Genomic DNA, 24,694 nt, shown 5'->3' with positions numbered 1-24,694 from the left:
ATTAAAATTCAACATTAAGTCCGAAAGTAAACGTGCGTGTTGTTGGATATCCGTTTAAATCAACACCTGATGAAATTACGTCAGTAGGGATAAGCTCAGGAGTGAAACCACTGTAGCGTTTTGCTGTAAAGAAGTTTTGAGATGCAGCAAAAATCCTGATTTTGTTGATTTTTATGCGTTTAAGCATTTCGGCAGGGAAGGTATAGCCTAGTGTTAAATTGTTTAAACGTAAGAACGCTCCCGACTCAACAAAGTAAGTAGATGCCGGCATGTTTTGCGGAATGGTGCGCGGATCGGTATTTGACGCATTGGTTGGAGTCCAGCGGTTGCTGGCATAATCAGCCTGGATGTTGTCAAGCGCATTGGCACGGAAAGCCTTACGACCATTATAAATTTGGTTGCCCCAGTTGCCGTAAAAATCTGCACTTAAATCCCAGTTTTCATAATCTAAACCAATGTTAAAGCCACCGTAGTACTTAGGTTGGTATGAGCCTGCGTAAACACGGTCATATGAATCAACCACACCATCAGGTACTCCGGCAGGACCGCTAACGTCGGCATAGATCATACCGCCAATGCTTTTACCGTAACCGCCTAAATTGTAGCTTGGTGCTGCATCAATTTGCTGTTGGTTTTGGAATATGCCAGTTTGTTGCAACACATAATAGCTTGCAATTGGCTGACCGTTATCAGTACGGGTAATATTGCCTTGGTTGCCAATGCTACCACCTAAAAGTGCCTGACCACCGTTTAATCCTACCACTTCATTTTTGTTGTAGTTGATGTTACCACCTATGGTGTAATTCAATTTGCCAATTTTGTCGCTCCATTTAATAGCAAATTCAACACCTGAGTTACGATATGAAGCAGCGTTTGTTACAAACAATGCATCAGGGTCGCCTAAAATAGCCGGTAGGGTAACATTCGTCAGTGCATCAACTACCTTTTTATTATAGTAGTCAATTTCACCGGTTAACTTGTTGTTCAAGAAACCATATTCGATACCAAAGTCAAATTGGGTTGTTTTCTCCCATTTCAAATTCGGATCTTTTATGTCCTGAATAGCGCTACCCAAGGTTAAGTTGTTATTATAAAAGTAAGGCAGGTTAGGCTGTACTGTTGTAATAAATAAGCCTTGAGCTATATTATCATTACCTAGTTGTCCCCAGCTACCACGCAGCTTTAAGTTGCTGATTACTTTGCTGTCACGAAGAAAATCTTCCTGAGAAATTACCCAGCCTGCACCCACGGTTGAAAAGTAACCGTATTTTTTGCTAAATCTTGAACTGCCATCAGCTCTAAAAGAAGCATTAAACAAATACTTTCCGGCATAGCTATAGTTAACACGACCTAAATAAGATAGGCGACGGAATAAGGTTCCTGAGTTAGCATATACAGCACCCACATCAGGGTTACCTGTATTTAAGTACCATAAATCAGGATCTTCAGGAACATCACGACGGCTGCCGCTAAACAAATCTGTTTTGATATATTCTTGCGTAAAGCCACCCAAAACGGTTAGGTTATGCTGACCAAAATTTTGTTGCCAGGTAGCAGTGTTATCCCAAACTGTCCAAAACGACTGGTCATTTTGAATAAACAAAGTACTGAAGTTGCTGAATTGCTGACCACCTGCAACAGTAAATATGTTACCGTCTGCCGCAAATTTTGCATTATAGTTGCGCTGTTTATTCCAATACGCATCGGCGTTTAATGCTGTGCGCAGGGTTAACGACTTGATTGGCTTGTATTCAAGGTAAACGTTACCCTGTACACGATTATTAATAGTTTGGTTATTGGTTTTGTTAAGGCTTAACAATGGGTTACCTAAGTTGCCCCATATACTGGTGTTGCCATAACGGCCATTCTCATCTTGTGCCGGAATAATTGGTGCTGCACGGTATACGTTGCTGTAAACGCCAGTTAAAGGCACTGGGCGCTCATTGCTACGGGTTAATGACATTTGAGTTCCAAATGTTAAGTTATCCGTAATCTTCACATCAATATTTGAGCGGAAGCTGTAACGGTCAAACGAATTGGTTTTAATCAAACCATCATCAGTAAAGGCGTTTGCACTAAAGAAGTATGTAGTTTTTTCGCTGCCGCCTGCTAATGATAAGTTATGGCTCATTTGTAACCCTTTGCGTAATACAGCGTCATACCAATCAGTTGTGCCCGGGGTGGTAAGCGGTGCTACGTCGCGCGCTACATCATTAGGGCTGGCATCACGTAAATAATTGATATACTGATCGCGGTTTGCCATTTGTACCTTATTTGAAAGCTCGCGGAAACCTGCATTGGCATCATACCTGATAACCGGAGGGCCGTTCTTACCTTTGCGTGTAGTGATAATTACAACACCATTTGCACCACGAACACCGTAAATAGCAGCCGATGCATCTTTAAGTACGTCAATGCTAACGATGTCATTATTGTTGATGTTACGAATATCATCAGTAAGTACACCATCAACCACGTACAATGGGTTAGCGCCACCTAATACTGAGCCTGTACCACGTATACGTAACTGAGGCTGAGCGTTAGGTTGACCCGAACCTAATACCTGCACACCGGCTACTTTACCTTGCAGTGCCTGGGTAGGGGTTTGAACAGGTTGCTTGGTAAGTTCAGCACCGCTTACGTTGCCAATAGAGCCGGTAACATCGCGTTTGCGTTGCGTGCCGTAGCCTATTACCACTACCTGCTCTAAACTTTTGTTAGATGCAGCTAAGTTTACATCAATTGTGGTGCGGTTGTTGATAGCTACATCCTGGTTAGCATAACCTATATAACTAAAGGTAAGCGTGCCATTGGCCGGGGCTGATATTGTGTAGCTACCCTGAGCATCGGTTTGAGTACCAGTAGCCGAACCGCTAAGTTTTACAGTTACGCCGGGTAACGGCTGTTTGTCTGTAGCATCAATTACCTTACCTGTTATCGTTCCGTTTTGCGCAAAAGCAAACGACGAAAGAAACAGTAAAGCAAGGAAGACAATCCTTGTAAAGATTCTTTTCATAAATAATAATTTTAGTTAATTGGTTAACAATAATAGGGGCTTATTGCTTTGGCAAAATTCTATTTGAGCGGGCAGAAGTGCAACTATATTAACTCTACATCAATACATCTTGAATCTAAAACAATGGTGTATTTAAACAAAAAAACCGTTACTTACTTTTGTAAGTAATTGGTTTAAAATTATTTATGGGTTTAAATTTTTTGCAATTTTTCTCTGGTGATAATCAAGATAGCATGTATTGTTTTACACACTATGAGAGGTAATGATGTAGTATTAGAGCTCCATGAGAAACTCTGCAAGGTTCTTATCATGGGGTAAATTCAGCTTTTTGCGCAAGCGATAACGCCTAATTTCTACCCCACGCAAAGTTATGTTGAGCAACGATGAAATCTCTTTGCTACTCATATTCATCCTAAGATATGCACAAAGTTTGAGATCGTTTGGAACGAGTTCGGGGTGTTGAGATTTTAACTTTTTAAAGAAATTTTCATGGGCCTCGTTAAAGCTTTTTTCGAAAAGGTTCCAGTCGCGCTCATCGTTCATTCCTTCGTTTATCACTTTTTGCACCTTACTTACTTGTTCGGCAGGCAGCTTATTACCACTTTGATCTTTGATCTTTAAAATTTCATCACTTAATTTTTGCAGTAATTCATTTTTATAGGCAACCGACAACGCAGAATTGGATAGCTCCCGATTTTTGGCGTCAAGCTCGGCTTGTAGCTTTTCGGTTTGCAGCCTTGCAATTTCTCTTTCGTTCGCTTCCGTTTCTTGCTTCAAAATCAGTTCCTGCTCGGCCTGTATGCGTTTAGTTATGCGTTCATGATCTTTTACAAGCTTTTTATCGTACAGCTTTTTAGCCAGGTAAGCTAAGCCGCCCAAAATCAAAAGGTAAACTAACCAAGCCAATTTTGTAGCGTACCATGGTGGCAAAATTTCAAATTGGAGGGTGGTGATAGCAGTTTGCAAGCCGTTGGCCAAACGTGCTCTTACCCTAAATGTATAGATACCTGAACCGAGGTTAGTGAAATCTTTTTGTGTTGCCGCACCCCAATCTGACCATTGTTGAGAGTAACCGTCTAAATAGTATTGATACCTGATTTTATTCTGCCTGTAGTAAGCAAGCGCGTACGATATACGGACATTGTTACGGGAATTTTTTATTTGCAATTCATCGTTTGAAGTGCCTGTTTCAGTTAACGTGATATACTTGTCGGTTATATCTTCAACTTTACGTATAAGTACTTTTGGTAACTTTTTTGGGTATTGATAGGCATCTTTTTCGCTACTGTCGTAAATTACAAAGCCGTCATCAATACTAATGAGATATGTTGATTTAGTTATGCAGCTTATATTTTCATAATACTGAACCATACGCCCGTTTAAAATACTGAACGGCGCTTGGTTTGTTATAACTTTTCCGGGTTGTGTAAAGCTCACCAGGGCAACCTTCCCATGGTTAATGAACCAGTACTTATGCTTGTCTGCCTGAATGACTTTGTTTGAACCCGAAAAAAGCTGTAATGACTTATTTAACGATTGATAAGGCGCAAAGTGGTTACTAATGTCGTCATAGGTATAAAAGCCCGAATCGGTTGCAAACACTATTTGGTCTTCAAGATTGAAGACGTTTATATTGAAGTTTGCCGGCAAACCGTTGCGCTCATTATAATAAGCTTTACTAATCACTTTTCCATAATCGGCACTTAAGGTTAATTTTATGAGCCCTTTGTAAGCATGGCTTACCCAAATGTTGCCTTTATTATCCTGCTCAACCAGTCTTGAAGGCTCAGTAAAACCATTGATATGCTTATAAAACTGCCAGTGGCTATTTGTACTTTTGTTGTACAAAACAAGGCCGTTATAAGTGCCTTGAATGAGGTAATTGGACGACGATTTTAGTTTTTTGATTGTCCAGCCGCCGCTTACTTTCGAAATTTGCTCAACAGTGTTTTCATTTACGCGGTAGGTGCCGTTGTTGTGGCCGCAAAGTAATTCACCGTCAATTAAAGACAAGTCCCATACCTGACCCTGAGTACCTGAGATGAGTTCAAACTTAAGCTGATTGCGGTTCACAGACGACCATTTGCTGTAAAACAGTCCTTGGTTTGTGCCCAGGTATATTTTACCATTATGAATTAAGCTGGAATATACTGTACCAAAATCTCCTGACTTATCAAGGTAGAAATACAGCGGCGAGTTAAGCTCTACGCGGTCAATGCCGTTATCAAGTCCGGCCCATAGATTTTCGTCATTATCTGCGTATATACTTAAAACAGTATTATTTTGAAGACCACTGCTTTTACTTATCTGCTGTACAATTTCTCCTCGCTCATTAATAATAATGAGGCCATTCAATATCGTTCCGTATGCATAATATTTACCAAGTACTTTACAGCCATTGTTTAACTGGTAATTTTTCAAAAAGGCATTTGCCGGCGTATTAAAGGCCGAAAAACCGCTCCCGTCGAACAAATAGAGTCCGTTTTTTACTGTACCGATTATAAACTTTCCGTTAGTGAAGGGGAGTATGGAGAGCACCTCTTTTATGCTTTCGCTGCCTTTAACAAATGATAGCTTATTGCCTTTAAGCTCAAATAGCCCCTTGCCTAAAATTTCCACAAGGAAACGATTGCCGTATTTATGCAGGAACAAGAATGATGCATCAGCCTTGATTGTGGTTATTTTGTTGTGCTGATATATATAAATTGACGAGAAGGATTGGAACAGCACACGGTCGCCGTCAACATAAATCTTCCATATTTCATCGCTTACTTTTGCCTTTGGAGGAAGCAACGAGGTTAGAGATTTAAAAGTAAGTTTGTTGTTTTGATAATACCAGTATCCAAAATCACCAAAGCCACCCGCATAAACTTTTCCGTTGTTATCGGTTGCTACCGAGCGTACAATTTGCCTGTGAGGCATTTGATGCTTTTGCCAGTAGCGGCCATCGTACACCAATAAACCCTCGGCATTTCCATAATACATTACACCGTTCTTGCCTTGCGCAACTGCCCAGTTTTGGTTACCGGCATTATAAGCCGCTTTAGCGTAATTTTGAATGTACGGCACACCAAGGCTCTTTATCTCTGCAGCATAAGTGAGATGGCAAGCAAATACAATTGATATGAAGCATGCAAGGCGAAATAGTTTCATTTAAAGAGTGGGTAGCTACTACTTTAATGCTTTAGTCAAACGATCAGGGTAGTCGGTAATTACACCATCAACATCGAACGCCAAAGTTTTATTTATATCCTCAAGCTCGTTCACAGTCCACGGGCATATTTTAATGCCTTTTGCATGTAATGTGTTAACCATATCGGTATTAACCATGCCGTAGTGTGGGTTGTAAAATTGAGGTTTAAAGCCAAGCAGCGCCAGGTTTTGCTCTATACTCACCTTATTGTCGCCCGTTAAAAATCCAAGTTTTACTTTCGGATACTTGTTATTTAAAACTTGCAATGGGCGCATATCAAATGATTGAATAACAAGGCGTTCAAGAAGTTTTTTAGATTTTAGTGCAGCCATAACCTTTTCGACAAATACAGCAGGTACAGGTTGCTCAACACCATCTGTCTCTTTGCTTGATTTGATTTCGAGCAGGTAATTAACTTTTGGATATTTGTGTGTTGTGGTGAATGCTTCAACCGAGTCAATCAATTCGGATAACAGAGGTGCATAAGATGCTATTGATTGCTGCTCAGGAAAAGCGGGATACTTTTTCGAACCTATTTTAAGCTGTCTTATCTCGCTGTAATTCATTTGGTAAAACGTATACTTCTTACGTTCACCCGGCATAATATCACTTCCATCAGCTAATTGAGTATATTCCGGGTTTACTGATGAGTCATGATAAACCACAACTTGTCCATCTTTAGTAATGTGCACATCAAACTCAATAGTGTTACAACCCAACTCTATAGCCTTAAACATGGATGGAAGGGTGTTTTCAGGCATCAATCCGCGCGTGCCGCGGTGGCCTATTTTTAAGAATGCAGTATTACGCTTTCCAATAGAAAATGATAAACATACAAAGCTTGTAATAACTACAGCAACGGCTGTTATTGATTTTTTATAATGCATATTAAATTGTGTGATTAGATGAAGCAGTAGGTTGTCTGCTATCATAAAGTACGGGCAAAGGTAATGAACACGTTTAAATTGCAAACATTTGCAAGTAAATTAGCTTACGGCAATTAAATCTTCGCAGGCATAGAGGATTGGCGAACAATCAGTTCTGTATCAACCTGAGTGCTCATTGCTTCATATACCGGATACTTACTTTCAATAACGTTTATAAGCATTTCGGTAGCCATTTGTCCCATAGTGAACGCAGGTTGCCTGATTACAGTGAGCGGAGGTGCAAATGATTCTGCCACCTCTGAGTTGGTGAAGCCGGTTAAGGCCACATCCTCAGGTATACGGTAGCCCATTTTTTTAAGTATAGGTATGCAGCCGGTTGTTAGCCTGTCGTTTGTTGATATAATAGCTTGCGGAGGGTCGGGTAAACTCATCAGTTCTTGCAAAGCATTTTCTACCTCTCCGGCAACCATTCCGCCATGATGACAATACTTAACGTACTCAGGTAAAATTTGGATATTATGCTTAAGCAACGCGGCCTTGTAACCGTCAAAACGCTCACGTGTATTAAGTAAATTAGGCGTGCTGGCTAAGTTTGCAATTTTAGTGTATCCGGCATTTAAGAGTTGCTCTGTAGCTTCAAACGCACCTTTAAAGTTATCTACAGTAACTTTGTGAGTATCAATATTTTCGACAATACGGTCAAAGAAAACCATTGGAAATCCTTTGCTGTGCAAAAATTTAAATTCCGAGGTGTCGGTAGTTTCTGCTGAGAGGGCGATGAGCAGCCCATCTACATGCCTTGATAAGAGGTGTTGTACGTTGGCAGCCTCACGTGCTGCTGATTCATGCGTTTGCGTGATAATTACATGATAGCCCGAGCTGTACGCAATTGACTCAATACCATTTATGGCTTGCGAAAAATAGTTGTTTGCAACTTCACATACCACCACGCCAATTGAACGGCTTCGCTGTTCTTTTAAGCTAAGGGCAATAGGGTTGGGGCGGTAATTAACTTTCTCGGCGTATTCTAAAACCAGTTTTTTGGTTTCGGTCCCTATCTCATAGCTGCCATTTAATGCGCGTGACACCGTTGAGGTTGATAAACCCAGCGCTTTAGCAATATCTTTTATAGTATAGGGCTTAAACATATGACCGCTGTAAAATTATGGTATTTAAATCATTTATGTAAGTACATTAAATCATAGTTCGATAATGAAAGTGTGACTATTGAATAATGCTTTGCATTGACACTTAAGCGGCCAAATTATAGTACTTTTGCAAGTTGAATTTTCAGCGTACTCATTGCGCATTACTTGTTATGTTAAAGCTTGCCAAACTAAATAACAGGCCCGAAATTTTTCACTCCATACAAGGTGAAGGTAAAAATTTAGGCAAACCATCAGTTTTTATACGTTTATCCTTGTGCAATTTATATTGCAAGTGGTGTGATACCGATTATACCTGGAATTGGGAGGGAACATCTTATGCGCATAACAATGATGCTTTGCCAGGGTATCATAAGTTTGCAAAAGATGAGATGATGGCTCTTTTGAGCGATGATGAGATAAACGCTATTGTAACTGACTATAACTGCAAAAATTTAGTTATTACTGGTGGCGAGCCCCTGGTTCAGCAGAAGTCACTTATTTCATTGCTTCAGTTGCTGCGTCAAACCAACCCGCTTTACCACATTGAGTATGAAACTAACGGCACGTTTATCCCTCTGCCTGAAGTTGATGCTTTGTCTGATCAATACAATGTTTCGGTAAAGTTATCAAACTCTGGTGTGGAATATAACGAGCGTGTTGTGCCCGAGGCTATAAGTTGGTTTGCAACATCTCCAAAATCAAACTTCAAATTTGTTGTAGATACAAATGATGACCTGAATGAAGTTCAACAAATAATCACTGATCATAAAATAAGCAACGAAGCTGTATTTTTGATGCCACAAGGCTCATCGGTTGAAAGTTTACAGCAAAAGCAAAATTGGATAGTAGAGTTGTGTAAACAGTATAACTACAATTATTCTGATAGGTTGCACATTCACATATGGGGTGCTAAACGAGGTATTTAAAATTGATAAAGTATTGATTACAAGCTTTGATTCCCGGCATTTGTTCAGTTAATGTTAAGTAAAATCATTCACTAATATTAATTGGTATAAAAACTTAATGTTACAATAATGTTAAATTATTGTATATTTAATATAACCAATTGTAATCAGCGTGAAGGTTTTAGTAGGGGTGATTTTTTTTGCTTTATACCTCAAGTGTTCGGTCTTTACCGTTAACGCTCAGGGCAGGAGTATACCTATCAAACTTAACTTGTATAACGACCCCTTCGTTGCAACTGCCGATGTAAGTATTCAAATACCGGTTGATACCATTCTAACACAAAAAGGTATAAAAGAATTTTACAGCAAAATAATTGTATCTCAATACAAGTCCATTACAGATTCACTAATAGCTTATAAAAAGGAGCATCAACTTAATGATTGGTTGTATTATCAGCTTGTAAGGCGCGTTGCCGAGCAGATAAGCCCCAAAAAGGAAAATTACCCCCGCTATACTTTGTATAAATGGTTTTTACTTGCCAAAACTGGGTACGATGCCAGATTGGCGTTAGCCAAAAACAAGCTTATATTTTATGTCTATAATGACGAAGATATACGCGATATACCCTTTTTTATGATTGATGGTAAAAAGTATATGTGTCTTAATTACCATGATTATCCAAAAACTAATTTAAATGAGGATGTGCCTTACCAGGTAAAAATCGAAGTGCCGGAGGCAACGATGGCTTTTTCATATGCCGTAACGCGTATGCCCGATTTTAAACCCGAAGCGTATTTTGATAAACAGCTGGCTTTTGTGTATGAGCATAAACAATACAGCTTTAAAATAAAACTCAATAAAACAGTAGACAGCTTGTTTACAAATTACCCTGGCGTTAGCTTTAAAAGCTATTTTAACATACCGCTTACCAAAGAAACATATGGATCATTCATACCCTTATTGAAGCAAAATGTTAAGGGAATGGACGAAAAAAGGGGAGTAGATTACTTAATGCGTTTTACACGCTATGCATTTCTGTATGAAGATGATGAAGTAAGCTATGGGAAAGAGAAACGCATGTCGCCCGAGGAAACGCTTTTTAATACCTACAGTGATTGCGATGACCGTGCCGCCCTGTTTTTTTATTTAGTTAAGGAAATTTACAACCGCCCAATGATAGCCTTATTGTTTCCAACGCATCTTACCATTGCTGTGCAGTTTGATAAGCCGGTAGGTGGCGAATCAATTATGTATAACGGTAAGGCCTACTGGGTTTGCGAGCCTACCTTGCAGCCAGAAGATTTAAAGATAGGCCAGCTTGCAACTAAATACAAGCATCAGCCATTTGAAGTAGTTTATCAATATCAGCCAGAGGCTTATCCAAATGGTCTTTAATATTATGTTTTAAACGAAAACGGGCCGCATTAATGCAGCCCGTTTTCGTTTTGAAGTAATTATTAATGCGCTGTATTCAAATCGTTTGTGTCAATTTTCTTGTCTTCTTTTTTACCGAAGAAGTAATTTTTCATATTCACGCGTATGAGGTACATACATGGTACCAGTATCAGCGTAATTATGGTTGCAAAGCCTAAACCAAATATCATTGTCCAGGCCAGCGGACCCCAAAAGGCCACGTTATCACCACCAAAGTGAATGTGTGGTTTGAAGTGGGTAAACAATCCTACGAAATCGATATTAAAGCCCACCGCCAGCGGAATTAGTCCTAATATGGCGGCAGTTGCGGTAAGTAATACAGGCGTCATACGGGTATGCCCTGCTTCAACCACGGCATCGTGCACGTTTGCCCCCTGGGCTATAAGCATATCGGTAAACTCAACTAATAAAATTCCGTTTCGCACCACTACACCAGCCAACGCAATAATGCCAATTCCGGTCATTACAATTGACATAGTCATTTGGAACATACTCATCCCCAACAATACGCCAATGATACTGAAGAAAATTTCGCTGATGATGATGAGCGTTTTTCCGACGGAATTGAACTGCAACATCAAAATAATAAGAATTAAACCAAAGGAGGTAAGTAACGCGCCGCCTAAAAAGGTAGCAGCTTCTAACTGGTCTTCCTGCCCGCCGCCCTGGCGTATAATAATGTTATCGGGCTTTTTGAAATTCTTTATTGCGGTTAAAATGCTTGCGTTTACATCATTGGCATTGTAAGGCTTTATAACATTCGATGATAACGTTAAAACGCGGCGTTGTTGTTTACGCTTAATGTTGCTGAAAGTATTAGTGTAACGCACATCACTGAAAGCAGATACCGGTACCTGTCTTATAGCGCCGCCCGTAGCCAAATCGCGGTAAGTAATTTTCATGTTCTGCAACTCTTCAATGCTGCTGCGCTGGCTTTCGAGCGCACGTACTTTTATTTGGTAGTCGTCTTCTTTGGTGTTTCTGAAATCAGCGGCTCTCCATCCAAAAATGGCAGTAAGCAAGTTATAGTTTATTTGCTGTGTTGAAATACCCTCGCGGTTTGCGCGTTCTCGGTCAATGTCAAAAATAATTACCGGCTTATCACTTTCAATATCGGGTACAAGGTTTTCAATGCCGGCAATATTTTGTTTAGCCAGGTAGGTTTTTAACCTGTTGCCTGTTTTTACAAGTGAATCCAAATCGTCACCGACAATTTCAATACTAATATCTTTTTGCACCGGTGGACCTGCAGCCTCTTGTGTTACTGCTACTTGTACGCCCGGTACAATTCCTTTAACACCGTCTCTTATTTTATTTAAAATTTCCTTAGTGTCTTTGCCGTCACGCTCGCCAAACTTTATAAAGGCAACGGTTACCTTACCCTTGTTTTGATAATCGAGTTGGTCCTCATCTTGCGGGTCGGTAACGCTTTTTGTAACGTTTGATATAATTGATGTTACAATGTCTTTATCGGGTTCAACAATTTGCGATACTTTTTGCTCTACCTTTTTAGTAACCTCGTTGGTAGTAGCCTGATCGGTACCAATAGGCAAGGTGATATATACATATGCAAAGTTAGGGTCCCCCGATGGAAAAAAGTTGGGCGTTTTGCCTACGAGGCCGGTTAACACTATAGCAAATACAAATAAGCCTAACGTTCCTAATAATATAGTAACCGGACGCTTCACAGCCCGCTTAAGCCATTTAGCATACCAGCGCTGAAACTTCGGCCATGTGTTTTTTTGAAATCTATCAATGATTTTTAGCAGGAAGAAATGATTGATGAGGTAAAGTGCAATAATAAGCACCATAAAATTACCAAAGCCAACATTAATAAAATAAGCAATGACCGTAGCAATGCCTAAATAAACAAGTGCACGTTTTGTTGCCTTGTCAAGTTTTGGATTTTCATGTTCACCTTCATGGTGCGGCTTCATAAAGTCAACGGCAAAAACCGGATTCATAATATAAGCCACTACTAATGAAGCAAGCAAAGTAATAATTAGTGTAATAGGTAAAAAGAACATGAATTTACCAATTATACTATTCCAAAATGCCAATGGAACAAATGGTGCAAGCGTAGTCATTGTACCTGAAAATACAGGCATGAAAACCTCTCCGGCAGCAATTTTGGCAGCCTCTTTAATAGGCACTTTACCGTTGTCAAAAATTCGGTGGGTATTCTCAATAACCACTATAGCATCATCAACTACAATACCCAGCGCCAGTAAGAACGAGAACAACACAATCATATTAAGAGTAAACCCTATGGCCGGCATCAGCAAAAAGGCGATAAAACATGATAGCGGAACCGAGAGCGCCACAAATAGTGCGTTGGTTGTTCCCATAAAGAACATCAGAATAACCGTAACAAGAACGAAACCAATAATGATGGTGTTAATCAAATCGTCTAACGTAGTTCGGGTTTTGTCACTTTGATCGCCGGTTACGGTAATGTTTAAGCCTTTTGGAAATGAAGTTTTCTTTTTTTCTTTAATCAGCGCAAATATTTTGTCTGATGCTTCAATCAGGTTTTCGCCCGAGCGTTTACTGACGTTTAGAGTGATTACGTTTTTAAACTTGGTATCGTTCGGCCCTTTCAAACGTGCAAAGTTCTCCTGCTCTAAAAACGAATCTTTTATTTCGGCAATGTCTCTCAAGTAAACCGGTTTACCTTGAGGGTTACGTATAATCATAGCCGCAACCTCGTCTGCACTTTTAAAGTCTTTTTTAATGTCTATACTACGGCGTACACCGTCAGATTTTATAGTACCGGTTGATGACAGGATGTTTTCGTACCCTATAGCCGTATTAATGTCCTGAAAAGTAAGTTGAGCTGCGCTCATCTTGTTAATATCAACGTTTACCTGTATTTCAGGAGTTAAGGCACCAATTTCATCAACCTTCGATATTTCTTTAAAGCCTTCAATTTCATCTTTCAAAACATCCGCGTATTCCTTGAGCTTTTTAAGGTCGTAGTCACCTGACAGGTTCACGTAAAGAATAGGCAAATCGGCAACATTAATGTCAGATACAACCGGCTCCTTAAAATTATCATCGTTTTGAGGTAAGTCGTCTTTTGCTTTGTCTACAGCATCCTGTACATCAATCTTTGCATCCTTGGTATCAATGTTTGGCGTAAACTCGGCGGTAATAATTGATACGTTTTGTACAGAGTTTGAGGTAACCTTTTTTAGGCCTTTTAATGATTTAAGCTTCTTTTCAATTTGCCTGGTTACCAAGTTTTCAATATTCTGTGGTGACTGACCTGCGAAAGTTGTGGTGATGAAAATTTTAGGAACAGCAATATCAGGAAAGTTTTCTTTTGGCAAATTATTGTAACTGATGATACCCAGAATGGTAATCAGGAACATAAGTACATAAATAGCCGTTTTATTATCTATGGCCCAACTTGAGGGGCCAAATTCTTTGTGTACATCTTTCATATTAATATGATGTAAGGTGGTTGCCTATATGGTTTAGTTTGACTGCTGGGTTACCTTTACCTTGTCGCCGTCTTCAACATCGGTAGCTCCGTCAATAATCAACTGGTCGCCGGCTTTGATGCCTGATAAAATCTCAGTTTTCCCACTATAAGTTTTGCCAGCTTTAATGGTTGATTTTTTTGCTGTGCCATTGTTTATGAGGTATACAAAGTCGCCCTCTTCTGAGCGTTGTATAGCTTTAATAGGTATAACTATAGCATCAGATTTAGTATAATCGGCAATCTTCAAAATTGCAGTCATGTTGGGGCGCAAGCCTTTGCGTTCGGGTAGCTTTACCTCAACCGCAAAGCTTCGCGAAGCCTGGTCAATTGATTTAGCGGCAAATGTTACCCTCGTTTCAACTGAATCTTTGGCATCCGGAACAAGGATTTTTACCATGTTACCGGTGTTTACACTTCCTGAATACGACTCTGGTACATCAGCTTTAACTTTTAAGTTTTCGGCGTTTACTATGCGTATACCATTTTGCCCAGGTTGTATTACCTGGCCAAGCTTAAGGTCCATTTGATCTATGGTACCGCTTATAGGAGCTATTATCCGCATTTGATTTGCTTGCTGACGCAGTGCGGACAGACCTTTTTCGCTGGCCTCTAAAGTAGTTTTAGCTTGGAGGTATTGTACTTCGGTACCAATCTTTTGATCCCACAAAGCCTTTTGGCGCTGAAACAATGAGCGGTTAAGTGTCAGTTGAGCTTCGGCCTGAGCAATATTTTGTTTAACTACGCCATTATCAAGCTGAACAAGCAATTGCCCGCGGCTTACGCGCTGACCCGCTTTGGCGTAAATTGCTGTAATGGTACCCGGCACCTGCGGATAAGCTACTACATTGTCCTGGGCGTCAATGCGTCCCTGTATTTGAACGTAATTAACAAACTCACCCGTTTGAACTGGGAACACCCCAACCTCAACAGCTGCTGTAGAATCGGTATTACCAACCTCGGCTTGCAGTTTAGTTATTTTGGAGTTTAAGTCGGCTTGTTGTTTTTTCAATTCAGCAAGTTCGGCTTTCTTGTCTTTAGGTTTATTACTGCAGGCCGCTAAAAAAAGCAGTACAGGTATGTATATAAATTTTTTCATGATTTGTGTTCTATAGGTTGTGTGTGATTATTGAATACGTCCGTAAGCTTTCTCCAGGTCAACTTTACTTACCAGGGCATCATACAGGCCTTGTATGTACCTGTTGTCGGCATCTTCAAGAGCCGTTTGTGCCTGGGTTACCTCAATGCTTGAGCCAACACCCTGCTGATATTTAATTTTCGATACTCTTAGTACCTCGCGGGCAAGTTCCTGGTTTTTGCGTTGACTGCCAAGGGTTTGCAATCCGTTAAAGTAAATTATTTTAGCTTGATTAGCTTCAAGCGATAATGCGTTTTTAAGGTTTGACTGCTCATTTTTTGATTGCTGAACTGTTATTTCTGCCTGGCGTAGTTGATTGGTGCGTTGACCTCCGCTAAAAATAGGTACGTTTAAACGCAGCCCAACATAACTTGCAGGAAACTGACTACTATACAGGTTGCCAAAAGTGTTATTTTGGTAAGATGATGTATAGTTACCAAAGGCGCTTAACGATGGTAAAAACAAAGCCTTGGTACGCTTTACATCATATTCATACAGCTTTATTTGAGTTTCAGATAAGCCAAATTCAATACGTTTTTTATAAAACGTTGTATCAGTGCTTTCAGCAGTAGCAGATTCATCAAGTTTTACATCTGCCAGCTTATCTTTTAAAATCAAATTATCAGCAACGGGCATACCCATTTGAAATTTAAGAAGCTGATAGTTGAGCGCTAAAAGTCTCAGCACGTTTTCGCGCTGGGTTTGCAGTGAATTGTATTGCACGGTTAAACGGTCAACATCAATTTTTTCAACAAAGCCCTGTTTATTTTGAGCAGAGGTTTGATCTAGCTGCTGTTTCAACTGTTTAAGGTTGGCATCAAGCAGCTTTACCTGCTCATCACTTACTAAAACTTGGTAATAGGCCTTGGTTACATTTACATTTACATCAATGCGGCTGCGGGTATAATTGCGTTGCGATAACTCTTTGTAGGTTTTTGAAGCTTTAACACCAACCAAAAAGCTGCCGTCGAATATCAGCTGCGTAACATCTGCCGCCAAAGCCGATTGGTATTTTACCCCAAACTTTACAGGAATAAATGAACCCGGTTGCCCAATGAATTCACCAGGGATGAGTGTAGTGGGAATTTTTAAATAATCCTGGAACGATGCGCTTCCATTAATTTGCGGTAAGCCGGAACCGATTACCTGCTTGATACGGTAATCGGCACTTTTAACATCTAACGCGGCATTGACTACAGAAGCCTGGTGTTCGTAAGCGTAACTTATACATTCATTGACACTGAAATTGTGAATTCCCTGTGCTTCGGGTGGTTGGTTTTGACCCGAGGCCGTTTCTAAGGCTTGAAATCCACTAATCAGTAGGAGTACTGCTGTTAGTTTTGATAGATTCATATTTAAAGGTTGATATGCGTTGAAAATTGTATTTAGTGTTGATATGTCAACTATTTCTTGCTTCGGTTTCTTCAATATTGTTGGCGCACTTATCCAATAGTTCGGTAAGTATCAGCTTCTCGGCAACTGAAAGATTTGAAAACATTCTATCATCCATTTCACCAACTTCTGCTGTGATTTTTTCTGTAAGCCAAAAGCCTTGTGCTGATAGCTTTACCAGTTTTTTTCGTTTGTCTTCCGAGTCGTTTTCTACTTTCAAAAAACCTGCTGATTGTAACGAACTCACTGTACGTAAAACTGATGATTTGTCTCTTAAAAGTTCGTGTGCTATATCTTGCTGTGAGCAGGGCCCCAAATGATGAATCACCATTAAAACGGGTATTTGCTCAACCTGAATTTGCATTCCTTCATTAGAAAAGAATTTATTGGCTTTGTTACATATTAATTTATGTAAATGAAAAATTCGAAATAATAGCAGCCCTTTATTAAAATCACATTTCTCCACGTCACAAAGCTATTAATAATGGTTGATGTGTCAACTAATATTTGGTGCAACAAGTAATTTATTACCATTTTATGTTAATTCCATTAATATTTAAGGTTGCAAATTTTCAGTGATTTAAAAAACAAATGTGCTTTAGAACTATTGCGTATAAAATTATACTTGGATGAAACGCTTTGACAAGTACTTCCTCATTACAATCGTTGCAATTTTTGCTGTAGTATATTCATTATCGTACTTTATGTTTGATATGATTGATGCAGGCACCGGCTATAAATACGGTACAGCAATTTTCATAATCAGTCTTGGAATTGCAATTTACTATGCATTCAAATATTACGGCCTCAAAAAATGGGAAGCTTATACATTAATAGTCTTTGTTACTGCGGTAACCTGGGCGGGTACGTTAAGTACTATTCAAAAAGTTAACTTCATTTATGGTGCTACATTCAACAAGAGGAACGATGTGGTTGTGCCGGTTTTAAGTGTTACTAAGAAATTTACGAAAAGCTCATTTTCTTATACAAATGTTTCTATCGCCTATGATAACAAAGAGGTGAAGCTCCAAACCTCGCGTACTAACTATTTTTTGTTACAGCATAAAAAGAAAATCAGGATAGTTATTGGCAAGTCATCTGATTACGGGTATTACGTTACCAAACTTTACACCTTGCCTGGTGAGGAAAGCCATGCAACAGTTTTATACTTAAAAGACTGGTGGAGCCGTAACTGGTTTTGGCCTTTGTTGCTTGGAGGATTTATCTTGATTGTTGTTTTAACCGTAGTATTTGGTAAGCCACAGCCTGCAACACCAATAGATGAAATAAAAGTAAAAAAGCCAGTGCCTTTTTGGAAAGCAATGGCTTTAATTATGTTGATAGTTTTTGGTTTACTGTTGTTAGCTTACCTCGCAGTGTTAGCTTACGTTTACCTGTTTAAAGGTGGCTGTCAATACTGTGGTGGATAAATAATCACTAACTTAATAGGTTTTAAACTTGTACTGTAACCATACTGTTACGGTTAAAAGTTAGGTTTAAGAAGGTACTTGTTATAAAACCTAAAGATGTGTTCGCACGCTTCCTCGGCAGTGTCAACCAGGCGATAAAGGTTTAAATCATCGGGGCTGATGTTTTTTTCCTTACCAAGCATAGTTCCTTCTATCCACTCAAACAAACCTTTCCAGTAATCTACGCCCACAAAGCAAATAGGGAAGCGAGCAATTTTGCCGGTTTGAATAAGGGTTATCGCCTCAAATGCTTCGTCCATAGTACCAAAGCCGCCTGGCAGTACAATGTAACCCTGTGAGTATTTCATAAACATAACCTTGCGCACAAAGAAGTAATCAAACTCCAATAGCTTATCGCGGTCAATATATTTGTTATGAAATTGCTCAAAAGGTAGCTCGATATTTAACCCTACTGATTTACCTCCGGCTTCATAAGCGCCTTTATTGGCTGCTTCCATAATACCCGGCCCACCGCCCGATATTACACCGTAACCTTGCTCAGTTAACAAACGGCCACATTCTACAGCCATTTCATAATAACGGTTATCATTAGCGGTACGTGCCGAGCCAAATATTGATACGCACGGACCTATTTTAGCCAGTTTTTCGAAGCCGTCAACAAACTCGGCCATTATTTTAAAGATCTGCCAGCTGTCAGTAACCTTTATTTCGTGCCAGTTTTGGTTTTGAAAAGCTTGTCTTATTTTATCATCACTTGTCATATAAAATCAATTCAGAATATTAATAATTACAACGCTGCAATATGTTGTTTAGCCTTTGAGGTAAGCAGCAAGCCCGCAAAGGTTATCAATCCGTTTACGATGATTAATTCATTGTCAAATACGTAACCGCCCATTAATTCTTTTGACTCTGTACTTAAAAAGTAACATACCGCCGGAGAAATCAAGCAAATAAAAGGTACCAGCTTGTCGTTTACCTGGCGGCTACTCATAAACAGTCCAAACCCGTAAAGCCCCAGCAGCGGTCCGTAGGTGTATGATGCTACTTTGAATATAGCACTTACCACAGCATCATTATTTACAGCATTAAATAAAATAATGGTTAAAAACATGAGCGCCGAAAAGGCAATATGAACGTAATGCCTGGTTTTAACCATGGCTTCACTATTAACGTCGGCGCGCTTGTTAAAGTTTAAAAAATCTACACAGAAGGAGGTGGTCAACGCCGTAAGTGCAGAATCGGTGGTGGCAAAAGTTGCTGCTGTTAAACCAAGCATAAACACAATAGCCGGTAAGGTGCCTAAATGTTGCAGGGCAATGGTAGGGTACAAATAGTCCGTTTTTTCTACCGATATTCCATTTTTTGCTGCGTAGAGGTAAAGCAGCGCGCCAACGCTTAAAAAGAAGATGTTTATGATTACAAATACTGTAGTAAAGCTAAACATGTTCTTTTGCGCCTCGCCAATGTTTTTACAGCTGAGGTTCTTCTGCATCAGGTCCTGGTCAAGCCCTGTCATGGCAACGGTTATAAACAGGCCACCTAAAAACTGCTTGCTCAGGTGAAGCTTGCTGCTCATAAAGTCATTCAAGAAGAAAACTTTCGAGTAACTGCTGTTCTTAATTGCCTCGGCGGCTTCAAAAACATTATAATTTAAACTTCGGCATATAAAGTAAATTGATAGGAAAACAGATGATACCAAAAATAGTGTCTGAAGACTATCAGTAATAATGATTGTTTTTAAGCCGCCTTTAAATGTGTACGACCAGATAAGCAACAGGCAAAACAAAACCGTAGCTGCAAACGGTAATCCATAACTGTCAAATATGAATTTTTGCAACACAATTACCACAAGATAAAGCCTAAATGACGAGCCAATAGTACGGCTGATTAAAAATATGGTTGCTGCTGTTTTATAGCTCCACTTACCTAGTGCGCTTTCAATATAACTGTATATGGAGGTGACCTGCAAGCGGTAATACAATGGTAGCAACACCGTTGCAATTATGATGAAACCCGCAGCATTGCCTAGTACAAATTGAAAATATGCAAACTGATCGCCGCTGGGGGCGCCAACCTTGCCCGGAACCGAAATGAATGTAACACCGCTAAGCGCAGTGCCAATCATACCAAACGCTACCAAATACCATTTTGAATTGCGGTTTGCCACAAAAAAAGTATCGTTATCAGCCGATTTGCGCGACGTGAAATACGAAATTAAAATGAGCACCAAAAAATAGGCAGCAATAAATAAAAGTAAAACTCCGGGCGACATGCTGTATCTTGTTTAAGTGTAATATCTATTTAGCCTCGTTCTTATATCAAAATAACAATACGTGGCAATATTCTCGCATATATACGAATTTTAGTAACGATAAAGTAAAGCCTTTAAAACGGCAAACCTAATTGCTGTTGTTTTTGTAATTTTGGTAATGAATTTTTCGTCGAAGTTGCTGGAGAATGCAGTTGCAGAATTTTCGAAATTACCCGGTGTTGGGCAAAAAACAGCTCTTCGGTTAGTGCTGCATTTACTTAAGCAGGATAAGGCTGATGTGGAGCGGTTTAGTAACTCGGTAACTAAGCTACGTAACGATATACAGCACTGCCGTACCTGCCACAATATATCAGATTTTACCGTTTGTGAAATTTGCGCGTCACGTAAACGCGATCATGTAACTATTTGCGTTGTTGAAGACACGCGCGATGTAATGGCAATAGAGAATACAAATCAGTACACTGGTGTATACCATGTGCTCGGCGGACTCATTTCTCCTATGGATGGAATAGGTCCTTCTGACCTTGAAATTGATTCGTTGGTAGAAAGAATGAAGGCCGGAGAGGTGCGCGAAGTGATATTTGCGCTTAGCGCTACTATGGAAGGCGATACAACCATATTTTATTTGCACAAACGTCTAAAAGAATTCAAAATAAATTTCTCAACTATAGCCCGTGGCATAGCGTTTGGAGGAGAACTGGAGTATGTAGATGAAATCACCCTTGGTAGGTCGATTGCTACCCGCGTACCATACGAAAGTTCTCTATCTAAGTAAAATATGCAGCTATCTACAATTATTGTTAATCATAATCAATGTAGACCTTTAAGACACGCTCTCGGGGCTTTAAAGCGCGCAGCTTTATCAGATAGTGAAGTAATAGTAGTTGATAATGCTTCTGAGGATATTTCGGTGAGAATGGTAAAAGCTGAATTTCCTCAGGCAAAAGTTATCGAGCATTCGCGTAAGCAGGGATTTGCAAAAGCAGCTAACGAAGCAATTAAGGCAAGTAAAGGAGAGTTTGTACTTTTACTTGATGCCTCGATACTCGTTAGTGAGGAAACCCTTGACAAATTGAGTGAGTTCTTGCAAGCACATCCTGATGCCGGTGGTGTATCTGTACGTATGCTTGATGCCGAGGGAAACTTCGTTGAAGGGTCTAACAAAAATATGCCTCCTGAGTGGATTAGCTTTTTTAGATTAACTGGATTGTCAAGGTTGTTTTCCAAATCAAGATTATTCAGCAAACATTATGAAGCAGGTTGGATTGAGGGCTTTGAAAATACCGAAACCGACGTGCTTAACTCATGTTTTATGCTATTACGCCGCTCGGTATTACAGGATATTGGCATGTTTGATGACCGCTTTAAAGATTATGGCAACGATATAGATTTATCATACCGTATACGCCTGGCCGGTTTTAAAAACTACTACTTTGCCAAAACATTCGTAATTCAGCAAGTATCACAACCAGCATCAAAAATGAGTTGGCAGCATATGAAAAATTTTTACGGTGCAATGCTTACTTTCGCAGTTAAATATTTATTCAGGCTGCCTGAGCTGCGCGTAAAGAACATGCCGGGGTGGTCTTCTCCGGCATATGAGCTTAAACAATAAAGTAATAATAATCACTGGTGCATCTTCGGGCATTGGTAAAGCACTGGCCTATGAACTGGCAAAACGCGGCGCAAATCTTGTATTAGGTGCAAGGCAGTTTGTAACCTTGTGTGATATAACCAGCGATATACAAAAGCAGTTTAACGTAAAGGCACTGGCAGTACAATGCGATGTAACTGTTGAAGATGATTGTGCTCATTTAATTAAGCAGGCCAAGCTAACTTTTAATAGGGTAGACGTGCTTATAAATAACGCCGGCATATCAATGCGCGCCTTATTTAAAGACCTCGACCTGCAGGTTTTAAAGTCATTGATGGACGTTAACTTTTGGGGTACGGTTTATTGTACCAAACATGCATTACCTGAAATTTTAAAAACTCAGGGAAGTATTGTAGGAGTATCATCAATAGCCGGATATAAAGGCTTGCCCGGCCGTACCGGTTACTCTGCATCAAAATTTGCGATGAACGGCTTTCTAGATGCCTTAAGGGTTGAAAACTTGAAAACCGGTGTGCATGTAATGACAGCTTGCCCGGGGTTCACTGCATCAAACATTCGAAATACAGCCTTAAATAAAGAAGCAAAACAACAAGGCGAAAGCAGCCTGGAAGAGGACAAAATGATGACTTCTGAAGAGGTAGCGGTAATTATTGCTAACGGTATTATTAACCGTAAACGAACTTTAATTTTAACAGGGCAGGGTAAGCTAACTGTGTTGCTCAGTAAAATATTCCCGGCTTGGTTAGATAAGCTGGTGTACAATGTATTCGCGAAGGAAAAAGATCCGTTATTGAAATAATCAAAAAAGGAAATCCTCGCCTTAAAAGGCGAGGATTTCCTTTTTCAAACGATGCTTCGCTAACTGTTAAAATAACTTAATTAGCCGTTTATCACTTCTCCACCGTTTACATGGATAATTTGTCCGGTAATGTATGACGAGTCCTCAGACGCAAGAAACACATAAGCCGGGCCTAATTCTGAAGGTTGACCCGCGCGTCCCATCGGTACATCTTGTCCAAACTTTGCAACTTTTTCTTCATCAAAGCTAGATACGATGAGTGGCGTCCAAACCGGTCCGGGGGCTACACCGTTTACACGAATATTCTTCTCAGCAAGATTTTTAGCAAGCGACCTTGTAAAAGTTACAATAGCACCTTTTGTTGATGAATAGTCAATCAACTCCGGCGATGAGCGATAAGCAGTTACTGATGTTGTGTTGATAATAGTATCGCCGTTAGTTAAATGCGGTACCGCTGCCGCAGCAAAATGGAAGTGTGAAAATATATTTGTTCTGAAAGTGTCTTCCAGTTGCTTGTCGTCAATATCGCTCACATTTTTTTGTGGAAACTGTATAGCCGCGTTATTAACCAAAATATTCAGTTTACCCAATTCGGCAATTGTTTTTTCAACAGCTTCTTTACAAAAGCTGCTGTTTTTAATGTCGCCTTTCATCAGTAAACAGCGTTTACCTGCTTCTTCCACCAACTTCTTGGTCTCCTGGGCATCGGTGTCTTCATCAAGGTAAACAATTGCTACATCGGCACCTTCTTTAGCGTAATGCACACTAACAGCACGTCCTATACCGCTGTCTCCGCCGGTAATTAACGCAACTTTGCCGTTAAGCTTACCGGCTGCTTTATAGTTTGGGCTAATGTACTCGGGTCTTGGAGTCATCGCGCTTTCGTCGCCCGGTTGATGTTCCTGCGTTTCAGCCGGGAATGATGTTGGTTTGTTTTCCATAGTTCAGTAGTTTTAATACTAAACCTATTTGTTAACTATTAGTTCAATTTAATTCAAATTAAGCATCTAAAGGCATTTCAGCCTGTGCAAAATCACTTATCTTACCTAAATCTAATATCATCTTGCCGGTCTCATCGGCGTAAAAAGCAGGCACAAAGCGTGCACCCCAAACAACCTCATCATATTGGTAAGAGGTACGGGAGTGTACTGTTTCCGAAAAAGAATCGTCATATGCCTTCAACAATACGGCAAAGTTGGCATTGGTGCGCTCTAAATCGTCGCTGGTGATATGCTTTATCGGGCTATCATCATTCAATGGATGAACAACCGTCCAACTCAGGGTAAGTATATTTGCCGTTGTACGTTCCAGGGCAAGAGGAAAGAACTTACGAACGGTTTTACCGTCAACATCTTCATTGTAGGAGAATACTACGCTTACATTTAGGTCGATTAAAGTATTTGCGCGCATGTTTGCCAGCCTGAACATAAGACCGCGTTCGCCTTGCAGGTACGGTGCTACCAACATGTTTTCACTGAAAATAATTTTGGCCGAGGGCCTGGAAAAGCGTCCGTACAGCAAGCCGGTAGCTAAGGCAAAGGCTAGCAAACCCAACATCGACTCAAAAGCTGCAATAGTATTTGTCAAAAAACCTTTGGGACTTATGTGCCCGTACCCTACAGTGGAAAGCGTTTGTGCCGAAAAGAAAAAGGCATTGTAGAAGTGCTCGAACAAGTTTCCGCCATCGGCACCTCTGAGATTTTCAATACCGGTTAAGTTATATACCGTTGCAAAAATAAGGTTGGTAATTAAATATCCGGTTACAATAACTGCCCAAAAGCGGGTCCAGCTCATGCTGATGAGGTTGTTGTAAACATCAGTAGTTCTAAAAAAGGGTAATCCCTTTCTACTTACATTAATTGAACCGTCTTTATTTATAGTGCGTTGCCGTTTAGCAACTGCCTGCCTGCCAAAACCTAAATCATCTTCTGAGTTGCTCACTTTTTTATCAAAAGCCATATGATGTATTGCAATATTATT

At 40.0% G+C, this 24,694-nt stretch carries 18 protein-coding genes; 6 read left to right on the top strand and 12 right to left on the bottom strand.

Features of this window, described 5'->3' with window-relative positions; all coding sequences use genetic code 11:
• Position 1: 1 nt before the first annotated feature.
• The 4 genes from GO816_RS12590 to GO816_RS12575 all read right to left on the bottom strand — a co-directional run bounded on the left by GO816_RS12590 (position 2) and on the right by GO816_RS12575 (position 8,244).
• Positions 2 to 3,016: a SusC/RagA family TonB-linked outer membrane protein gene (locus tag GO816_RS12590; protein ID WP_157542281.1), complete on the bottom strand. Its 3,015-nt coding sequence runs from the start codon at positions 3,014 to 3,016 to the stop codon at positions 2 to 4.
• Positions 3,017 to 3,289: 273 nt separating this feature from the next.
• A complete protein-coding gene (locus GO816_RS12585) occupies positions 3,290 to 6,169 on the bottom strand; it encodes a triple tyrosine motif-containing protein (RefSeq protein WP_157542280.1) in 2,880 nt (959 codons plus the stop codon).
• Between the two features lie 18 nt (positions 6,170 to 6,187).
• Positions 6,188 to 7,096, bottom strand: a complete 909-nt coding sequence (locus tag GO816_RS12580; protein WP_198171511.1) for a glycerophosphodiester phosphodiesterase family protein — start codon at positions 7,094 to 7,096, stop codon at positions 6,188 to 6,190.
• A 113-nt stretch (positions 7,097 to 7,209) separates the two neighbouring features.
• A complete protein-coding gene (locus GO816_RS12575) occupies positions 7,210 to 8,244 on the bottom strand; it encodes a LacI family DNA-binding transcriptional regulator (protein ID WP_157542278.1) in 1,035 nt (344 codons plus the stop codon).
• A 170-nt stretch (positions 8,245 to 8,414) separates the two neighbouring features.
• On the opposite strand from GO816_RS12575, the gene GO816_RS12570 reads away from it, so the two are divergent.
• Together GO816_RS12570 and GO816_RS12565 are read left to right on the top strand one after the other, a co-directional pair.
• Positions 8,415 to 9,170: a 7-carboxy-7-deazaguanine synthase QueE gene (locus GO816_RS12570; RefSeq protein WP_157542277.1), complete on the top strand. Its 756-nt coding sequence runs from the start codon at positions 8,415 to 8,417 to the stop codon at positions 9,168 to 9,170.
• 151 nt (positions 9,171 to 9,321) lie between these two features.
• A complete protein-coding gene (locus GO816_RS12565) occupies positions 9,322 to 10,545 on the top strand; it encodes a hypothetical protein (protein ID WP_317163631.1) in 1,224 nt (407 codons plus the stop codon).
• A 62-nt stretch (positions 10,546 to 10,607) separates the two neighbouring features.
• Here the strand turns inward: GO816_RS12565 and GO816_RS12560 are convergent, their stop codons facing one another.
• From GO816_RS12560 to GO816_RS12545, 4 genes are read right to left on the bottom strand one after another with little or no spacing between them, the layout of a single operon-like run.
• Positions 10,608 to 14,030, bottom strand: a complete 3,423-nt coding sequence (locus GO816_RS12560) for an efflux RND transporter permease subunit (protein ID WP_157542276.1) — start codon at positions 14,028 to 14,030, stop codon at positions 10,608 to 10,610.
• A 33-nt stretch (positions 14,031 to 14,063) separates the two neighbouring features.
• Entirely contained in the window at positions 14,064 to 15,167 is a 1,104-nt protein-coding gene (locus tag GO816_RS12555; RefSeq protein ID WP_157542275.1) for an efflux RND transporter periplasmic adaptor subunit, read from the bottom strand.
• 27 nt (positions 15,168 to 15,194) lie between these two features.
• Entirely contained in the window at positions 15,195 to 16,559 is a 1,365-nt protein-coding gene (locus GO816_RS12550) for a TolC family protein (RefSeq protein WP_157542274.1), read from the bottom strand.
• Between the two features lie 46 nt (positions 16,560 to 16,605).
• Positions 16,606 to 16,962: a MarR family winged helix-turn-helix transcriptional regulator gene (locus GO816_RS12545; RefSeq protein ID WP_157542273.1), complete on the bottom strand. Its 357-nt coding sequence runs from the start codon at positions 16,960 to 16,962 to the stop codon at positions 16,606 to 16,608.
• 265 nt (positions 16,963 to 17,227) lie between these two features.
• Here GO816_RS12545 and GO816_RS12540 point away from each other — a divergent pair, with 265 nt between their 5' ends.
• A complete protein-coding gene (locus GO816_RS12540) occupies positions 17,228 to 18,028 on the top strand; it encodes a hypothetical protein (RefSeq protein WP_157542272.1) in 801 nt (266 codons plus the stop codon).
• A 53-nt stretch (positions 18,029 to 18,081) separates the two neighbouring features.
• Here the strand turns inward: GO816_RS12540 and GO816_RS12535 are convergent, their stop codons facing one another.
• Both GO816_RS12535 and GO816_RS12530 read right to left on the bottom strand, forming a co-directional pair.
• Positions 18,082 to 18,789 (bottom strand): LOG family protein, encoded by a 708-nt coding sequence (locus GO816_RS12535; protein WP_157542271.1) that lies wholly within the window; start codon positions 18,787 to 18,789, stop codon positions 18,082 to 18,084.
• A gap of 26 nt (positions 18,790 to 18,815) precedes the next feature.
• A complete protein-coding gene (locus tag GO816_RS12530) occupies positions 18,816 to 20,300 on the bottom strand; it encodes a sodium:solute symporter (protein WP_157542270.1) in 1,485 nt (494 codons plus the stop codon).
• Between the two features lie 157 nt (positions 20,301 to 20,457).
• Between GO816_RS12530 and recR the strand changes: the two genes are divergently transcribed.
• Genes recR through GO816_RS12515 form a run of 3 tightly spaced genes read left to right on the top strand, consistent with a single transcriptional unit; the run spans position 20,458 to position 22,714 of the window.
• A complete protein-coding gene (gene recR / locus GO816_RS12525; protein ID WP_157542269.1) occupies positions 20,458 to 21,075 on the top strand; it encodes a recombination mediator RecR in 618 nt (205 codons plus the stop codon).
• Between the two features lie 3 nt (positions 21,076 to 21,078).
• Positions 21,079 to 21,915 (top strand): glycosyltransferase family 2 protein, encoded by an 837-nt coding sequence (locus GO816_RS12520; protein ID WP_157542268.1) that lies wholly within the window; start codon positions 21,079 to 21,081, stop codon positions 21,913 to 21,915.
• Entirely contained in the window at positions 21,899 to 22,714 is an 816-nt protein-coding gene (locus GO816_RS12515; RefSeq protein WP_157542267.1) for an SDR family oxidoreductase, read from the top strand. Before GO816_RS12520 ends, GO816_RS12515 begins: the two co-directional genes overlap by 17 nt.
• 80 nt (positions 22,715 to 22,794) lie before the next feature.
• Here the strand turns inward: GO816_RS12515 and GO816_RS12510 are convergent, their stop codons facing one another.
• Both GO816_RS12510 and GO816_RS12505 read right to left on the bottom strand, forming a co-directional pair.
• The gene (locus tag GO816_RS12510) at positions 22,795 to 23,655 is read right to left on the bottom strand and encodes an SDR family oxidoreductase (RefSeq protein WP_157542266.1); all 861 of its coding nucleotides are present in this window, start codon (positions 23,653 to 23,655) and stop codon (positions 22,795 to 22,797) included.
• A 58-nt stretch (positions 23,656 to 23,713) separates the two neighbouring features.
• Positions 23,714 to 24,673, bottom strand: a complete 960-nt coding sequence (locus GO816_RS12505) for an ion channel (RefSeq protein WP_157542265.1) — start codon at positions 24,671 to 24,673, stop codon at positions 23,714 to 23,716.
• Positions 24,674 to 24,694 lie beyond the last annotated feature (21 nt).

The sequence above is a fragment of the Mucilaginibacter aquatilis genome, assembly GCF_009755275.1.
In the GTDB taxonomy this organism is placed as follows: domain Bacteria; phylum Bacteroidota; class Bacteroidia; order Sphingobacteriales; family Sphingobacteriaceae; genus Mucilaginibacter; species Mucilaginibacter aquatilis.
This window is presented reverse-complemented; position numbering and strand designations above follow the sequence as displayed.

What these genes read in the sequence shown, in the direction of transcription:
- GO816_RS12590 (WP_157542281.1), bottom strand. Translation starts at nt 3,016, where the DNA reads ATGAAAAGAATCTTTACAAGGATTGTCTTCCTTGCTTTACTGTTTCTT.
- GO816_RS12585 (WP_157542280.1), bottom strand. Translation starts at nt 6,169, where the DNA reads ATGAAACTATTTCGCCTTGCATGCTTCATATCAATTGTATTTGCTTGC.
- GO816_RS12580 (WP_198171511.1), bottom strand. Translation starts at nt 7,096, where the DNA reads ATGCATTATAAAAAATCAATAACAGCCGTTGCTGTAGTTATTACAAGC.
- GO816_RS12575 (WP_157542278.1), bottom strand. Translation starts at nt 8,244, where the DNA reads ATGTTTAAGCCCTATACTATAAAAGATATTGCTAAAGCGCTGGGTTTA.
- GO816_RS12570 (WP_157542277.1), top strand. Translation starts at nt 8,415, where the DNA reads ATGTTAAAGCTTGCCAAACTAAATAACAGGCCCGAAATTTTTCACTCC.
- GO816_RS12560 (WP_157542276.1), bottom strand. Translation starts at nt 14,030, where the DNA reads ATGAAAGATGTACACAAAGAATTTGGCCCCTCAAGTTGGGCCATAGAT.
- GO816_RS12555 (WP_157542275.1), bottom strand. Translation starts at nt 15,167, where the DNA reads ATGAAAAAATTTATATACATACCTGTACTGCTTTTTTTAGCGGCCTGC.
- GO816_RS12550 (WP_157542274.1), bottom strand. Translation starts at nt 16,559, where the DNA reads ATGAATCTATCAAAACTAACAGCAGTACTCCTACTGATTAGTGGATTT.
- GO816_RS12545 (WP_157542273.1), bottom strand. Translation starts at nt 16,962, where the DNA reads ATGCAAATTCAGGTTGAGCAAATACCCGTTTTAATGGTGATTCATCAT.
- GO816_RS12540 (WP_157542272.1), top strand. Translation starts at nt 17,228, where the DNA reads ATGAAACGCTTTGACAAGTACTTCCTCATTACAATCGTTGCAATTTTT.
- GO816_RS12535 (WP_157542271.1), bottom strand. Translation starts at nt 18,789, where the DNA reads ATGACAAGTGATGATAAAATAAGACAAGCTTTTCAAAACCAAAACTGG.
- GO816_RS12530 (WP_157542270.1), bottom strand. Translation starts at nt 20,300, where the DNA reads ATGTCGCCCGGAGTTTTACTTTTATTTATTGCTGCCTATTTTTTGGTG.
- recR (WP_157542269.1), top strand. Translation starts at nt 20,458, where the DNA reads ATGAATTTTTCGTCGAAGTTGCTGGAGAATGCAGTTGCAGAATTTTCG.
- GO816_RS12520 (WP_157542268.1), top strand. Translation starts at nt 21,079, where the DNA reads ATGCAGCTATCTACAATTATTGTTAATCATAATCAATGTAGACCTTTA.
- GO816_RS12515 (WP_157542267.1), top strand. Translation starts at nt 21,899, where the DNA reads ATGAGCTTAAACAATAAAGTAATAATAATCACTGGTGCATCTTCGGGC.
- GO816_RS12510 (WP_157542266.1), bottom strand. Translation starts at nt 23,655, where the DNA reads ATGGAAAACAAACCAACATCATTCCCGGCTGAAACGCAGGAACATCAA.
- GO816_RS12505 (WP_157542265.1), bottom strand. Translation starts at nt 24,673, where the DNA reads ATGGCTTTTGATAAAAAAGTGAGCAACTCAGAAGATGATTTAGGTTTT.